We start from the raw sequence: 15,974 nt of genomic DNA, 5'->3' as shown, positions 1-15,974 counted from the left end.
CACTGACTGATTTAATCAATCGAGGTTTTACAGTGAAGGTGAGGGCAAACTTGAAGTAATTAGGAAGCGAAATGATTCTAGTTGTTGGTCACAAAAATCCGGATACGGACAGCATTTGTAGTGCAATTGTTACTGCGGAGCTATTAAAAGCACGTGGACTTGAAGCAAAAGGCATTCGTCAGGGCGAAATCAACCGCGAAACTCAACACGTTCTTGAGGTTGCTGGTGTGGATCAACCTGAACTGCGTACATCAGTTGCGGGCGAAAACATTTGGTTAGTCGACTACACTGATTTGGCTCAGGCACCGGACGATATCGGTGAGTCAGAAATCTTAGGTATTGTTGACCATCACCGTCTGGGTGATGTGATGACAGTGAACCCACTGGAAGCTTGGATCTGGCCAGTAGGTTGTACATGTACTATCCTGTACGCACTGTTCAAAATGGAAGAAACAGAAATCACTAAGCCTCTGGCAATCATGATGATGTCTGCAATTTTGTCTGACACTGTCGGTTTCGCTTCTCCTACTTGTACGCAAAAAGATAAAGATGCGGTTTACGCTCTGGCTGAAATTGCTGGTGTTGAAGACCTGGATCAGTTCATCAAAGATCTTCTGATTGCAAAAACAAACATCGAAGGTTTGTCTGCAACTGAACTTGTCGACAAAGACCTGAAAGCATACCCATTCAATGGTCGTGATGTTGTTGTTGGTCAGGTTGAACTGGCTACTCTTGAGCAAGTAGACGGCATGATTGAATCTCTTGAGCAAGATCTAGAGCGTCGTTGCCAGGAAGAAGGTTTGGCATTTGCTGCAGTAATGCTTACCGACATCACCACTTCTCAAACTCACTTAATTTACAAAGGCGAGTGGGCAGAAAAACTGGTTAAGCACGAAAAAGACGGCGTTTTAATGATGGAAAACACATTAAGCCGTAAGAAGCAGGGCTGGCCTTGGCTTCAGACTGAACTCGCGTAACTCTTTATTAATTATAAAGTTAATAAACCGGAGCCTTGGCTCCGGTTTTTTTATACTCGTCATTTCGATTGAAAAATATGACGTTAGTATGAAATCTTCAATAAATTCGACTTTTACCACGTTCTTGACTGGCGACTTACCTACTAGCTGCTACGTTTTTATGAGTCAGTACGCATAAAAATATAAATCATTGTATCCCCAAGTAATCTGTTGCGAGCAAATCCAGATACTCGGAAAAACAAGAATTTTACAGGCTAGGAATTATGGGAATCGCATATCACAGTTATATCGGCACAACCGTCGATACGTTGCCGCAGTTGCCTTGTTCGGCGAGCGGTCATCTCTCTCTAAATACGCCAGTTGGCAGTTGCGTAGATCGATTCGGTCGCATTTGGTTAGCAGACACCGCACACAACCGAGTGCTGGTTTTCGATTCTGATATGGATCAGATTCTTGCCTCTTTCGGCACTGTAGGCACGGGTCCCCAGCAGTTCAATATGCCGTTCAGGTTACTTGCCCATCCTGACAAAAATAGAGTGTACGTTACCGATATTGGTAATTTTCGGGTTCACATCCTCGAATACTCAGAAAACCTAGGTATCAAATCCATAAAAGTTTTTGGCAACGAGCCAGAAGTTGATCTTAAAGGTCCTAATGGCATTGTCGTTCATGATGGAAAAGTCTGTGTCGCTGATGAATTTTATGAGGGACCAGATAGTCAGTCTCGTCTCGTCGTGTTTAGCGAAGACGGGGACTTTGAATACACCATCGACGAAATAATGCCAGAAAACGGCGGTGATCCTGTCCACTTGCTGTGGCCACAAGGGCTTAGCTTGGACAAGCAAGGCAACATCTACATTGCCAATACAGGCTTTGCGACCGTTGTTCGTTGTGACTGGCAAGGTAATGGCATCGTATTCAGTGAACGAGACAAGTGCTATATCGACGGATTGGATTTGTCTCGCGGTGTCTCCGTGATCCAAAACCGGGTCTTGATTCCGGGTGGTGGCCCCAACGTTATCGCTGTCTATAACCTGGATGGGCGGTTTATGGGTAATCTGGATGGGTTTTTCGCCCCTGTTCAGATTACGGAATTTACCGAATCGCAGACCATGTTGATTACAGAGCCGTTTCTTGCGTCTCTGCAAAAGCACAAAATCAACCTGTCTACTCTGAAAGGCGGCAAAACTCGCGCAACTAAAGTACTCAAATCCATTGGCGATGAACGAGACAATCCGGGTCAGCTCCATTTTGTGACCTCTGTTGTCGGAGACGTCACCAATACTCAGCCCGGATATTCTGGCAATGCGCCAGCATTTCAAAATTGGGTGGAACAGCAGCTTTCGATTCAGGATCAAATATTAAAAGCCATGCAGCCAGCGGGCATCCCTTCCTGGCTGAGTATCGCTTTGTCGGCACAAACAGAGTGGGTTCAAAGGTGGCAACAAACCATGATCCGCATTTTCCTGAATGACAAATTTGAAGACCCGGAAGATTTACTCTGGATGGTGGATGCAGGTAACTATCAACTGCAAGCAACAGAAGATGGCAAGAGCAACTCTGCCAGACCAATCAGCCTGCCAATGCTCCCGGGCTCTTTGGGGATTGCAGCACTTACGCCAAGTAAGCCACTACCGGGTCAAATGGATCCTGAAGTCCCGCTGCTGGTCGTAAGCAACTACCTGAGTGGCATTGTTACGATACTTCAGTACAACGATGTATTGGGCGAACTGGTGCCTTACACCGTCTTTGGTGGATTGGGAGCTGGCGAAGAGCAGTTGAACAAGCCTCAGGGCATCGCGATTGACCCAACGAACAATGACATCTTAATTGCCGACTCCGGCAACAACAGAATTAGCCGCTGGAGGCTGTCAGAAACAGGCTCTGCCGGATTAGTTCATACGTTCGGGAAATTAGGGTCTGAGCACGGAGAATTCCATACTCCATCAGACATTACGGTTGATGCCAGCGGCACTTGTTTCATTACGGATCAAAATAACAATCGCATAGAAGTCTATGGTCAGGACGGAAAATGGATTCGCAGTTTCGGTAAAGAAGGGTATGGAACAGATAACGACAACTTCCTGCTTCCTACCAGCATAGATCACGAGAATGGCTACTTGTTTGTGTCTGATCTCGTGAACAGAGCAATAAAGATCTTCAACTGCTCAGGTGAGTATGTGGAATCGTTCAGCGGTTTTGGCGCAGACAGAGAGAAAGGACAGTTATGGCTGCCTTATCTCCTGCACGTGAAAAATAGCAAAGTCTATTTACCAGACTGTGCATTGAACAGAGTGAACGTATACAAGTTTAACATTTAACAATACCTGTATGAGGCTATGACTGGACCGTAACTAATTGAACATAGCAGGCAGTACAGATACAACGTCAGGGGTTAGGTATGAATAGTGTATTCAAGCGTGCACAGGGGAAAAAACTGTCGCATCGAAAGGCACAAGACTCAAGCGGCGTCTGCGAGAAGTCAGAAGCAGATTCTCGTCAGCTGCTTCAGCAGTTTCAGGATGTTATCCAGCATTTTGAAGAAAACGCAAAGGACGAAGATAAGTGTAGAGATGCGCTTCGTAAGTTGTACGAAAGCCATGAGTCCTGCTTTTCCAGTCAGAAAGTGACTGGTCCGCATGAGTAACAGGGAGGCACTATGAATTTTTCATTTAAAAACGCGTCAATCAGTTCCCGAGCGCGGATGATTCTGGTTCTGTTTGCTATTGGTTTGATTGCCAACTCACTTCTGGATGCTTCCAAAACGAAAACACACATGCGAGCCAATTATGAGCGTGGCGTTCAGCAAATCGTTGAAGGTGCGGTCGGTGTTCTTGGTTATTACCATGAGCAAAGTGTTAATGGTGCTCTTTCCAAAGACGAAGCTCAGCGTCTGTCGCTGGAAGCGATTTCAGCAATGCGGTTTGATAATGGCAACTACATCTTTGTTGCGGATAAAGACGGTATACAGCTTGCGTCAGGTCTGAAAAGGCTGCTTGGGACGAACATTCTGCCGCTTAAAGACGGTAACGGGAAACTGTTCGTAGAAGAGCTTTACGCTACAGGTAAGCAGGGAGGAGGCTTTGTCGATTACATGTGGAAGACTTCTCCAGACGCAACAGAGCTGTCGCCTAAAACAAGTTATGCCGATTACTTCCACCCGTGGGGCTGGATGATAGGTACAGGTATTAACATGGATGCGCTGGAAAAAGACATCCAGGAATCGCAAATGATTTCCCTGATGAACGCGGGTATGGTGCTGGTGATTCTTTCTGCATTGATCGTCTACTTCGTAAGGAGTATTACTGAGCCTATCAACAGCACGGTTTCTGCAATGAAAGATCTTTCCAGCGGAGAAGGGGACCTTACCCAACGTCTGAAGGAAGAAGGCAGTCAGGAGTTGATTGAGCTGGCTCAGTACTTCAATCGCTTCGTAAGTTCGATTCAGGACATTATGAGAGGTGTCAGCGATGCGGGTACCCAGTTAGCTGCTTCCGCGAACCAATTGTCATCTTCTGTTTCATCGGTGGACGTGAATCTGAATCAACAGCAGAGTGATACTGAACAGTTGGCTGGTGCAATGAGCGAAATGCTCACAGCTGTTGAGGAAGTGGCAGGAAGAACCGTTGATGCATCCGACTTTAGTGTCAAAGCTGCGAAACAGACGGAAGAGAGCCTGGATATAATTCAGCGTAATATTCGAGAGTCACAACTTCTGGCAGAAGACATCGGTGAGGCGAGTCAGGTGATCAGCCAGCTAGCCACTGACAGCCGCAACGTAGACACCGTTTTGGAAGTGATTCGTGGCATTGCCGAGCAAACCAACCTACTTGCGCTTAATGCCGCGATAGAAGCCGCTCGTGCAGGTGAGGCAGGGCGCGGGTTTGCTGTGGTTGCCGATGAGGTTCGAACGCTCTCCTTACGGACACAAGAATCAACCATTGAAATTCAAACCATTATTGAGAAACTTCAGGCGGGAGCTGAGCAAGCCGTTGGCGTAATGAGAAAGGGCGCCGACAAAGCAACCAATACCTCAGAAATTTCCTCTTCTGCGGGTGATGCTCTGAATGAAATAGCTCAGGAAGTTCATGCGATTCAGGGAATGAATCAGCAGATTTCTGCGGCCACTGAAGAGCAAACTCTTACCGTCAATAGCATCAACCAGAATGTCTCTAGTCTGAATGATGGCTCAACGTCACTCGCCAGTGAATCGACACAAATGGCAGCGGCAAGTGAAGAGCTGAGTCAGGTATCGGAAGATATGATGCGTATGATCAACCGATTTAAGCTCGCTTAATTCTCACCTCAAAATTGAAAAGTCGAAGCTATTGCTTCGGCTTTTTCTTTATCTTTCTTATAGATATACCCAAGTGGCCTCAAGGTGCAGGATTCAGAGCCTCATATTCTGTTTCAGTTCAAGCCTCTCTGTTCCAAAAATCAGGAACGCAGCGGAATGACGAGTCCTTTCCAAGTTCTTTGACGATGAAATGGGACAGAATATGGGCTCCCAAGGGCGAGTTTAACTGGCTTTCATACTGCGTTACTGATTCTTGATTTAGGCCCACTAGATCTTCAAATCAGTGTCTTGCCTGAAAACCAGTTCCTTTCTTCTTTGTAAATAGGTCGCTGAACCAAGCATCTTGAGGTGACTTGGGTATAAGTAATGCTCATTGCGTTGGGATACGCATTGGGTAGAGCAGAGTGACTCTAATTTTTGTTTCAAAAATGTAAGAGTATTTCGCTAAAAAGAGATAACTGAGATTGATTTATAATTCTGATAAATCGTTGTTAATTGGTTGTTACGCCTGATAAAAATACATGATTTAGATAAAAATATCAATAAACTTACGCTTATTAGTGATATTTTTATCGATATTAGTGACGCTAGGCACAATAGTGAAGAGTTTTTTTGCGCAGTAAAATTACATTCGTAAAATCCGCCGAAGATTTTTTAAAAGCTTCGTGAGGTATCGAGTGAGCGTATTAGGTTATATGCAGAAAGTAGGTAAGGCACTTATGGTGCCAGTAGCTACTTTACCTGCAGCAGCGATTTTAATGGGTGTGGGTTACTGGCTTGATCCTGTGGGTTGGGGCAGTGAAAGTATTCTGGCAGCATTTTTGATTAAGTCTGGCAGTGCCATCATCGGCAACATGGCCGTAATATTCGCCGTAGGTGTGGCATTTGGCTTATCAAAAGACAAAGATGGCTCTGCAGCCCTTTCTGGTTTTGTTATGTGGCTCGTCGTCACAACACTCCTTTCTATGGAATCGCTTGCGCAACTTCAGGGTATTTCAGTCGATGATGTAAACTCGGCGTTTAAAAACGTTGATAACCAGTTCGTGGGTATCATCGTTGGTATTATTTCTGCCGAAATCTACAACCGTTTCTCTCACGTAGAGCTACCAAAATTCCTGGCTTTCTTCAGTGGTAAGCGCCTTGTGCCTATCCTGACTTCAATTGCAGGTATGGTTCTGGCGTTCATCCTGATGACAGTATGGCCAATCATCTTCGGTGCACTACTGACACTGGGTACGTCTTTGCAGGAGCTTGGTCCTCTTGGCGCAGGTCTGTTTGGTTTCTTTAACCGTCTGTTCCTGTCGGTTGGTATGCACCACGCTCTTTACCCTGTGTTCTGGTTCGACGTAGTAGGCATCAACGACATTCCTAACTTCCTTGGCGGCGCACAGTCAATCGCGAACGGCACAGCAACACCAGGCGTAACTGGTATGTACCAGGCTGGCTTCTTCCCAATCATGATGTTCGGTCTTCCTGCTGCTGCTCTGGCGATTTACCACAGCGCAGACAAGAAAAACAAAGGGAAAGTATTCTCAGTAATGCTGGCAGCAGGTGCGGCGTCTTTCTTCACAGGTATCACAGAGCCTCTAGAATTCTCATTCATGTTCCTGGCACCTGTTCTGTTTGTTATTCACGCAATCCTGACAGGTATCAGCCTATTCATCGCAGCCTCTATGCAGTGGATGGCAGGATTTGGTTTCTCTGCAGGTTTGGTGGACTTCGTTCTGTCTAGCCAAAACCCACTTGCGACTCAGTGGTACATGCTGATTGCTCAAGGTCTGGTGTTTGGTGTGCTTTACTACGTGATCTTCCGTTTTGCTATCGTGAAGTTCAACCTTAAGACTTTGGGACGTGGTGAAGAAATGGCAGAAGAAGGCGAAGGCGACATCAGTGCCCTTGCTGCTAAGTACATTGAAGAGCTGGGCGGTAAAGAGAACCTGGTTACTATCGATAACTGTATTACTCGTCTGCGTCTTGAAGTGAAAGACACAGCAAACATTAACGATGAAGCCCTAAAAGCACTGGGTGCTGCTGGTGTTGTGAAACTGGGTAAAACTTCTATTCAGGTTATCGTTGGTGTCGGTAAGGTTGATAAAGTTGCTGCGGCAATGAAAAACCTGACCGCATAAGAATTTTGTTCGGCTAGAGTTCCCCCTATATAACTTGAATTGCGATTAGTCACCGCTTGCCGAACAGATTAATTTAAGCCCTGCTTCCGAAAGGAGTCAGGGCTTTTCTTTTTTAGGGCGAACTACTGGCTTTGGCGATCAGTCAGATACCTCCTTCTCAACAATTCCATCTAATATCATCGCTAACTCTTTTGCATTGGTCAGCATAGGTAAGTGACCGGTTTGTAAAGAATAAACACTATGAATATTTAATGAGTTTGCGATTTTTAACTGTGATTCAAGAGAAATGATTTTGTCTTGATTAGCGAACACGTAGTGCTTTGAAATTCGGTCCAGTTCCGCTTTGCCGTATTTCACAGCTTCTTCCCCGATATGAGCAGGCTCATCAATGGCTAATTTACGCAGCTGCGTTGTCTGACTTGATGACGCATCCTGCGCAAAGGTGGCGTTAAAGTGCGTCCAATCCCGAATTTCCATGCGATGGTTATTTTCGTTGTAACTCACCCCTTTGAAGTAATGCTTTTCGTCGTCGGCGTTTAGAGAAGCAAAAGCACTCTCTCCTACGAGTGGAGCGACCGAGGTGATGTAGGTGATGGACTTAATGGATTGAGAAGGGCAGATGCCAATCGCCGAATGAACCACAGCTCCGCCCTGACTGTGCGCAGCAAAATGAATGTCACCTTCTAGCGAGCGAATGTTTTCGCAAAGTGATTTAGCTGAGTTGCTCAGCCCAATTTTAGACGCGTCCTCACTTGTATTCCGCCCGGGTAAGTTTACCGCTAACACGTTAACGTCAGAAGATAAGTAGCTTGAAACAGGCTTCCAGGATCTGGCATCGAAGTGAGCTCCGTGAACAAAAACTAAATTCTCCGTAGCGATAGACTTCGACGAAAAGACCAATGCAGAGAGTAATAATCCAGTGCATAATTTTACCGATTGATTCATGACCGACTCCTTGTTGTCTGGTCATTTCAAGGTGTTTGTTTTCAGCACTGAGCTCAATTCAAATGGTTAAAAATCGCATCAAATCAAAGACAAAGGATGACAAATTTTATCAAATTTAGTGATTTGTAGCGTTGAAAGGTAAAAACCAGCGCGTTAGGCTGCGGGTGTGAGCAATCTGGGATACGGGAAAAGGCGAAGTGTGATTCAGTTCGGTGAGTTTAGATTTGACGCAACATCAGGGAAACTTTTCAAAGAAGAAGAGCCCATTACGATAAGAAACAAAGTAGCACAGCTGTTGGCATTTTTTATTGAGAACCCAGACAGGATCATTTCAAAAGATGAGTTGCTTGAAGCGTTATGGGTCAATGGTGAATACCGGGAACGATCACTTTCTCAAAGCGTTCTGGAGCTCAGAAAACTGCTCGGTGACTCTGCATCTAACCCAAAATTTATCCGGACGATTCCCAATCAGGGATACAAATGGATAGCTGAAATCGCGCCGTTTAAACAACCTGATTCTAAATCTGCAAACAAAAAACTCACTCTGTTGCTACCTCTATGCATAGTATTAACCTTGGTTGCCGCTTTCTGGTTGGTTGCTGGCAAGGACAAAATCGACTTTTCCAATCAGAGCATCAAAGTTGCAGTGTTGCCTTTCCATAACGCGACTCCCTTGGACTCCTACAACTGGGTAGAATACGGGCTTAGCGATATGCTGGCGACCGACTTGATGCTCTACCCAGACATACAAGTTTTCCCACCGAGTCAGATTGGTGCACATGAGACGGATATTTCAAACTGGTCCAGCGAAGAGTTTAAGCGTTTGGAATTGGATGCCGTTGTTTATGCCTCTGTTACCATGAAGGAAGAAGGGCAATCGATTGAATATACCATTCTTGATAAGCACTTAGCCCGCCAGACTGGCTCCATAACCAAATCGGATCTGGCGCTAAGCATGCCGGGGATCGCCTCGACGATTCTTCAACAACTTCGTCCAGAAGAAGCGTTGAATACATTGGCGGAATACGATTTTGAAGTCAGCGCGATGCACGAATATGCGAAAGGGCAGCAAGCCCTAAGCCAGAGAGGGTGCCTGCTTGCTCAACACTATTTCGCCGCTTCCAGCATTATCGATGCCAGTCACGAATGGAGCGCGCTTCAAAGGGCAATATGCATGGTGGATGTGGGTGAGTGGCTGTCTGCGCAACCTAAGCTGGAGTATCTTCTTGAACGCTCTCAAGACCCAATTGTGCTCTCGCTTTCCCACCTTTGGCTGGCTGAAATCCACATGAGAACGGGGAATTTGGACAAAGCACTCTGGCACGTGACCCAAAGTAATTATGGCGAGACAATTCAATCGAATTATTCCTGGTATGTTCAGGCATTAAAAACGGAGTATTACGTTCAGTATCTAAGCGGAAACATCCCTGTTCAGGACAACAAAGAAAGGGGGCTTACCATTTCTTTTGAAGATGTTCCATCATGGCACACTTTCAGGGATACGAATTTCACTGATGTGAATGTACCGCCGTCAGAAAGTGTAGGTTTCCCGCAAAAGGTTCGCTCGCGTCTTGCACTGGTCCGTTCGGGTGAGCTGGACACTACAACCATAATCATGGCGCTGAATGAAGCTCTGGAAATGAATACCATGGTTGGTTCACAACGCAGTGAAAAAGAAATTCAGCTGGAAACCCTATATTGGCTTGAGCGTTCAAATCAGAAACTGAAAGCTCAGGAAGTCATCAAGGTGCTTCGTGCTGAACTTCTGTCTAAGCCCGATTATCTGGTGCAGAGAGAGTTAGAACATATTATCTCTCTGTTTGAACACTAGCTTTTCAAAGACTCACAAATAAAATTCAGCATCCACTGGGTGACCAGCAATCCATCGGTTGGTAATTTAAGCGACGCGATACCTTTTTCCTGAACGGGTTTAGGTATCGAATCCTTTCTGACCTCAATGAGCGCTTTGGAGTAGGGGGCACAAAATTCTGGGTGTGCCTGAATACCAAGCGAAGTTTTTCCTACCAACATTATTGAAACTGGGCAGAAATCATTGCCCGCAATGACCTGTCCATCATCCGGCATGGAAATCACCTGGTCCTGATGGCTGACCAGCAGATTGATCTGCTGTTGAAATGGCTCCATCCAAGGCTGAGGAATGAAAACCTTGGTAACGGCAGTGCCTACACCCCAGCCAACTTCAGCACGGGATACTTCTCCCCCCAACGCTTTTGCCAACATTTGGTGACCAAAGCATATCCCAATAAATGGAATGTGTGCCTGATGGATCTCGCGTACTAACGATTCCATATCGTTTATCCACGGATCGTTGTCCATCACACCAGACTTACTGCCCGAGGTAATGTAGGCATCACACTCTGTAATGTCTTCAGGAAACTGCCGATGATTTACCCAGTAAAAGGCGAGTTCAATAGAGTCGTCTACTGCATGCAGAAGCCGGTTGAACATTTCCTTGTAGTTTCCATGCTCGGGTTCCAGAGCTGGGTTTACATCGTCACAGATTAATATGCCAATTTTCATTGCCATCACCGTTATGGTTATTGTTGTATTTTCTGACCTGTCAGCGCATGCACAAATAGCTGAGAGTACTCTTCCGCTGTAAATAGTATGGGGTTACCACCTGCGGCTGCATCCTGAACCGCTAGTTGCCCAACTTTTTCAACTTCATCGCCCGTGATGCCAATTTCAGCCAGTGTATGTGGTATCGCCAGTGTTTTGCGCATGCTCAGAATCCAGTTGTTCACCGCGTCAAAGCCCGGAGACTGCAGTGAAAGCGCGCGCGCCAAAACCACCATTTTGTCTTCGATTTCGCTGCGGTTAGCTTCCAGCACATACGGCATCAAAATCGCGTTCAGCAGCCCGTGGTGTTTGTCGTATAGCCCACCCAAGGTGTGAGCTAGGGCGTGCATGGCACCTAAACCTTTCTGAAAAGCCGTCGCACCCATACTCGACGCCACCAGTAGCTGAGTTCGGGCATCGATATCATCACCGTCTAAATAAGCTCGATAGAGAAAGTGTTTAACAAGGTTGATTGATTCGATAGCGATACCGTCTGCCATGGGATGGTATCCGGGAGCGCAGTATGCCTCCAAACTATGAGAGAGTGCATCCATTCCCGTTGCCGCCGTAATGTGCGCAGGCAAACCAACGGTCACCATTGGGTCGAGTAAAACCTGTACAGGCATCATTTTAGGATGGAAGATGATTTTCTTGATGTGACTGTCGGAGTCGGTGATCACCGAAGCGCGCCCGACCTCTGAACCCGTGCCGGCCGTTGTAGGTATAGCGATAACAGGTACAATTTTGCTCTCATCCGCTTGAGCCCAGTTGTCACCGACATCTTCAAAGCTCCAGAGAGGCAGACTCTGATTTGCACAAAGGGCGATGGCTTTTGCCGCATCAAGGCTAGAACCACCGCCAAATGCGATGATCCCATCGTGATGACCTGCGTTGTAAGCGTCAATACCCAGATTCACGTTGGTGTCCGTCGGGTTTCCCTGAACATCGGAAAAAATACCAATCGCCAACCCTTTTTCTTCACAGTTCTTTATGGCGTTTATCACTATATCCATGTCCGCCAGAAAAGGGTCAGTCACAAGAAGTGGCGATTGAATATTAAGTCTCTTACAGTGATCAGGAAGTGACTTTAGAACGTCTTTTCCAACACTGATGGCTGTCGGGTAGTTCCAGTTTGCGATGGTCATTAGCCTTCTCCCAGAGTCTTGATATGGAATGATTTAGGGCAGGTCAGCATTTCGAACCCTATGCTTGAAAGGGTGCAGCCACGACCAGAGTTTTTTACACCAGTCCATGCCAACTGGGGATCGAGATAGTCACAGCGATTGACAAAGAATGTTCCTGTCTCAATCTGTTCGCCTATCCGGGCTCCGGTTAGCTCGTCTTTAGTGAAAACAGATGCCGTCAGCCCGAACTCTGAATCGTTCATCAGCGAAATCGCCTCTTCGTCACTGGTCACGGACTGAATACCGACAACAGGACCAAAGGACTCTTCATTCATTACACTCATTGAATGATCCACCTCGGTCAGAATCTGAGGCGCTAAATAAGGTGTTCCCTTTTGACTCATAGGGAAAAGGTGTTCGTTTATGTGTGCCTTTGCCCCTTGCGAAACGGCCTGCTTTATCTGTTTGCGCACAAAATCTGCGGCAGCGGTTTTAACCAGTGGCCCCAGTGTGGTCTCTGGATCTGTCGGGTCACCCAATGTGTATTCTTTTGCAAGTTTGACCGCTTTTTCTACAAACTGGTCGTGAACGGATTCATGAACATAGATACGTTCGATCCCACAACAGGATTGACCTGAATTGAAAAAGGCTCCGTCGACCAGCGTCTCTACGGCATGATCAAGATCGGCATCCGAACGAACATACGCCGGGTCTTTTCCGCCGAGTTCGAGACCGACACCAATAAACCGACCAGCCGCATTGCGTTCTACCATGGCACCGCCAGCTACAGAACCGGTAAAAGCGACATAGTCGATGCCGGGGTGCTGAATCATTTTTTCAGTGGACGCATGATCGGTATGAATAAACTGGAACACACCATTTGGCAGCCCGGTTCCTTCGAAAGCCTGCACCAGACGTTCGGCGCAGAGTGGGGTTTGCGCAGAATGTTTGAGGATTACACTGTTGCCAGCCAATAAAGCAGGTATTACCGCATTGATAGCAGTGAGGTATGGGTAATTCCAAGGGGCGATGACCAGCACGTTTCCCACAGGAACGCGCTTTATGTATCGCGTAAATCCTGTTTTTTCGGGCAGTTCAATCGTTGCTAACGCATCATCAGCCTGCGCAATCATTGAGAGTGCTCGCTCCTCCACACCGAACACTTCGCCCTGTGTGTAAGCAATAGGTCGCCCCATCATTTGGGTAATTTCTTTCGCAATCTCTTCTTTATTGGCAACAAAATTCTCTATTGCCTTAGAGCAAATGGCTTTACGTTTCTCAAGCGAAGTAGCCTGCCATTCCTTTTGGCTAAGACTGGCGCTGCTGAGCACAGCCTGAATTTGTTCTGCGGTTGCCAGTTCTCGCGTCACACACACTTTGCCATTGATCGGAGATAGGGTGTTCTGTTCCATGATGTCCTATACCTTTAGCCGTTTATATGATTTCGAAGTAGCGCTTCAGCTCCCAGTCGGTCACTGCTTTTCTGAATTCTCGTTCTTCCCATTCTCGGCTTGCCGCGAAATGGTCGACAAATTCATCGCCAAACATCTCCCTTGCGTGAGCAGAAGCTTTTAACCTTTGCGCTGCATCCCACAGAGTGCCTGGCAGTTTCAAATCTTCCGGAATGTTTTGTTCATAGGCATTACCTACGATAGGTTCGCCAGGTTCCCATTTGTTTTGTATCCCGCACAAACCAGATGCCAATGCGGCAGCGAGAGCAAGATACGGGTTGCCATCAGCAGCACCAATTCGATATTCCACTCTCTGACTTTTGGCAGAACCCGGAATCACTCTGAGTGACGTTGTGCGATTTTCCACTGCCCAGGTAGAGTGGGTCGGTGCCCAGAAGCCGGGGATCATGCGTCTGTAGCTGTTAACCGTTGGTGCGACCATGCATAAAAAATCAGGCATAAGTCGTTGTAAACCCGCTACAAAGTGACGCTGTAGCGTGCTCATGTTGTATTCGGTCTTAGGATCGTAAAAAGCAGAACTTCCATCTTTGTTTTGCAAAGAAATATGTATATGACCACTTTGTCCGGGGTAATCGTTACTCCATTTCGCCATAAAGGTCGCCATAAGGTCATTTCGTTGAGCCAGCACTTTGGTGTAAGTTTTGAACAGGGCTGCTTTGTCCGATGCACTCATGGCTTCATCAACTGCCAGAGCGGCTTCAATTACGCCTGGACCTGTTTCGGAATGAATGCCTTCAATGGGGAAGTCCATGCTTTCACCTAAATCGAGCAGTTGTTGGTACAGCTCCAGATAGGTGGAATTTCGGATCATCGAGTAGCCAAACCAGTCTGGGGTAATTGGGTCGAGGTCCTGATAATTCTTCTCTCGCACAGAGTGGGGCGTCTCATTGAAGACAAAAAATTCATATTCGAAGGCAGCAAAGGCGTTTAATCCGAGCTCGTTATATTTGTTCAATACGCGCGCTAAAGTACTTCTAGGGCAGACAGAGGATGCCTGTTCATCAAACTCGGCAATAAACAGCAGCATGCCTTCTTCATCCAGCACATCTCGACAGGTTTCTGGCAGAATTCTGACTGGTGCGTCGGGGTAGCCTGTGTGCCATCCGGTGTAGGTGGTGTTGTCGTAGAGCTGGTCTTTGGCATCCCAGCCCAAAACCACATCGCAAAAGGCAAAGCCCTTATCCAGTGACGAGAAAAACTTGTCTTTCGACATGTATTTTCCGCGCATAATCCCATCGTTATCGAACAGCCCAACTTTGATGTGGCTTAGCCCACGTTTTTCAACAATTTTCTTGGCGTCTTCGATGGTTTTTACTGATCTTGCATCCATTTCCTGTCCCTCTGAGCACCGGCATAAGCTGCCGGTGCAATACCCTGTTAGCTGTAACGATATGGTTTGCCTGCTTTCTCCATATCGGCGGCGTATTTCTTGAAGATGTCCACCACGCGTTTTGTCCTTGGGCTGGTTTTGGCAATCTCATCCCAGAATTTCAGCGCTTCCTGTTCGACTGATTTCCATTCCTCATCTGGGATGGTGGTCAGTTCAAGTTTTTTGCCTTCTACACGAAGTTTAGCTTCTCCACCCCAATACCAGTGCTGGCGGTAGTAATGAGAACTGTCCATGCAGAGACGCCATAGCGTTTTCAGGTGTTCTGGCAGGGCATCCCAGCGCTCGCTGTTGGCGAAGAACGAGCCACACCACGCACCGGAAATATTGTTGGTTAGGAAGTACTTGGTGACGTCTGCCCAGCCAACGGTGTAGTCTTCGGTAATGCCTGACCAGGCGATGCCGTCAAGCTCGCCAGTTTGAATGGCAACTTCGACATCTTCCCAGGGCAAAGTGACCGGAATAACACCGAACCGAGACAGGAAGCGACCTGCTGTAGGGAAGGTAAAGACGCGCTTTCCTTTCAAATCAGACAGGCTTCGGATCGGTTTTACCGTAGCGAAATGGCAGGGGTCCCATGCGCCTGCTGACAACCAGGTGACGCCTTTCACTTCGTCATATGCTTCTTTCCAAATTTCCTTTAAACCGTATTGTTCAAACAACACAGGAACATCCAGGCTGTATCGAGTAGCGAAGGGGAAATACCCGCCGAATACAGAAATGTCTACAGGAGCGGCGATGGAGTCGTCATCACTTTGCACCGCGTCGATTGTCCCTCGCTGCATGGCTCGGAAAAGCTCACCCGTAGGTACAAGCTGATCGGCATAAAACAGTTCAATGACCATTTCGCCATTGGCGGCTTTGTTGAATGCATCCACAGCAGGTTTGATCACGTGCTCACCGAGTGCTGGACCCGCGTAGGTTTGCAAACGCCATTTGATGGTCTTTTTGCTGTTTGCAATAGCAGGTGCGCCCACAATGGCTGTTGCACTTGCGGCTGACACCGCCCCTGCTTTTTTAAGGAAATCTCTTCTACTAGACATGTTTTATTCCTCCATGGAAT

The 15,974-nt window shown here is 46.9% G+C and carries 12 protein-coding genes; 6 read left to right on the top strand and 6 right to left on the bottom strand.

Translation table 11 applies throughout. The features are described 5' to 3' along the window. The first annotated feature begins 71 nt into the window (after positions 1 to 71). From QMG91_RS10295 to nagE, 5 genes are all read left to right on the top strand, one after another. Positions 72 to 977, top strand: a complete 906-nt coding sequence (locus QMG91_RS10295; protein ID WP_004399521.1) for a manganese-dependent inorganic pyrophosphatase — start codon at positions 72 to 74, stop codon at positions 975 to 977. Positions 978 to 1,240: 263 nt separating this feature from the next. Continuing rightward, the gene (locus QMG91_RS10290; RefSeq protein WP_281826258.1) at positions 1,241 to 3,298 is read left to right on the top strand and encodes an NHL repeat-containing protein; all 2,058 of its coding nucleotides are present in this window, start codon (positions 1,241 to 1,243) and stop codon (positions 3,296 to 3,298) included. A gap of 80 nt (positions 3,299 to 3,378) precedes the next feature. After that, the gene (locus QMG91_RS10285; RefSeq protein ID WP_022550407.1) at positions 3,379 to 3,624 is read left to right on the top strand and encodes a hypothetical protein; all 246 of its coding nucleotides are present in this window, start codon (positions 3,379 to 3,381) and stop codon (positions 3,622 to 3,624) included. A 12-nt stretch (positions 3,625 to 3,636) separates the two neighbouring features. Beyond that, complete coding sequence (locus tag QMG91_RS10280; protein ID WP_022592402.1) at positions 3,637 to 5,274, top strand: methyl-accepting chemotaxis protein; 1,638 nt, start codon at positions 3,637 to 3,639, stop codon at positions 5,272 to 5,274. A gap of 677 nt (positions 5,275 to 5,951) precedes the next feature. Next, positions 5,952 to 7,403, top strand: a complete 1,452-nt coding sequence (gene nagE, locus QMG91_RS10275; protein ID WP_022598921.1) for an N-acetylglucosamine-specific PTS transporter subunit IIBC — start codon at positions 5,952 to 5,954, stop codon at positions 7,401 to 7,403. A 138-nt stretch (positions 7,404 to 7,541) separates the two neighbouring features. On the opposite strand, the gene QMG91_RS10270 is transcribed toward nagE, so the two are convergent. Beyond that, a complete protein-coding gene (locus QMG91_RS10270) occupies positions 7,542 to 8,348 on the bottom strand; it encodes an alpha/beta hydrolase (protein WP_281870012.1) in 807 nt (268 codons plus the stop codon). Between the two features lie 166 nt (positions 8,349 to 8,514). Here QMG91_RS10270 and QMG91_RS10265 point away from each other — a divergent pair, with 166 nt between their 5' ends. Further along, positions 8,515 to 10,179 (top strand): winged helix-turn-helix domain-containing protein, encoded by a 1,665-nt coding sequence (locus QMG91_RS10265; protein ID WP_281826249.1) that lies wholly within the window; start codon positions 8,515 to 8,517, stop codon positions 10,177 to 10,179. Here the strand turns inward: QMG91_RS10265 and QMG91_RS10260 are convergent. The 5 genes from QMG91_RS10260 to dctP are packed head-to-tail and all read right to left on the bottom strand — an operon-like array spanning position 10,176 to position 15,954. After that, positions 10,176 to 10,889 carry a glutamine amidotransferase-related protein gene (locus tag QMG91_RS10260; protein WP_281826248.1) on the bottom strand — a complete coding sequence of 238 codons (714 nt, stop codon included), beginning with the start codon at positions 10,887 to 10,889 and terminating at the stop codon, positions 10,176 to 10,178. The two genes, QMG91_RS10265 and QMG91_RS10260, sit on opposite strands and share 4 nt — an antisense overlap. Before the next feature lie 17 nt (positions 10,890 to 10,906). Next, positions 10,907 to 12,073: an iron-containing alcohol dehydrogenase gene (locus QMG91_RS10255; RefSeq protein ID WP_281826246.1), complete on the bottom strand. Its 1,167-nt coding sequence runs from the start codon at positions 12,071 to 12,073 to the stop codon at positions 10,907 to 10,909. Then, on the bottom strand, positions 12,073 to 13,464 hold the full coding sequence (locus QMG91_RS10250; protein ID WP_281826244.1) for an aldehyde dehydrogenase family protein: 1,392 nt from the start codon (positions 13,462 to 13,464) through the stop codon (positions 12,073 to 12,075). The genes QMG91_RS10255 and QMG91_RS10250 overlap by 1 nt, the downstream gene beginning before the upstream one ends. Before the next feature lie 22 nt (positions 13,465 to 13,486). Then, on the bottom strand, positions 13,487 to 14,854 hold the full coding sequence (locus QMG91_RS10245; protein WP_022550415.1) for a glutamine synthetase family protein: 1,368 nt from the start codon (positions 14,852 to 14,854) through the stop codon (positions 13,487 to 13,489). Between the two features lie 47 nt (positions 14,855 to 14,901). Beyond that, positions 14,902 to 15,954, bottom strand: coding sequence for a TRAP transporter substrate-binding protein DctP (gene dctP / locus QMG91_RS10240; protein ID WP_004409232.1), 1,053 nt, complete (start codon positions 15,952 to 15,954; stop codon positions 14,902 to 14,904). Between the last annotated feature and the right edge of the window lie 20 nt (positions 15,955 to 15,974).

Source organism: Vibrio nigripulchritudo (genome assembly GCF_027924785.1).
Lineage (GTDB): Bacteria > Pseudomonadota > Gammaproteobacteria > Enterobacterales > Vibrionaceae > Vibrio > Vibrio nigripulchritudo.
The sequence above is the reverse complement of the archived record's forward strand: the minus strand, read 5'-3'. Positions and strand labels throughout refer to the sequence as shown.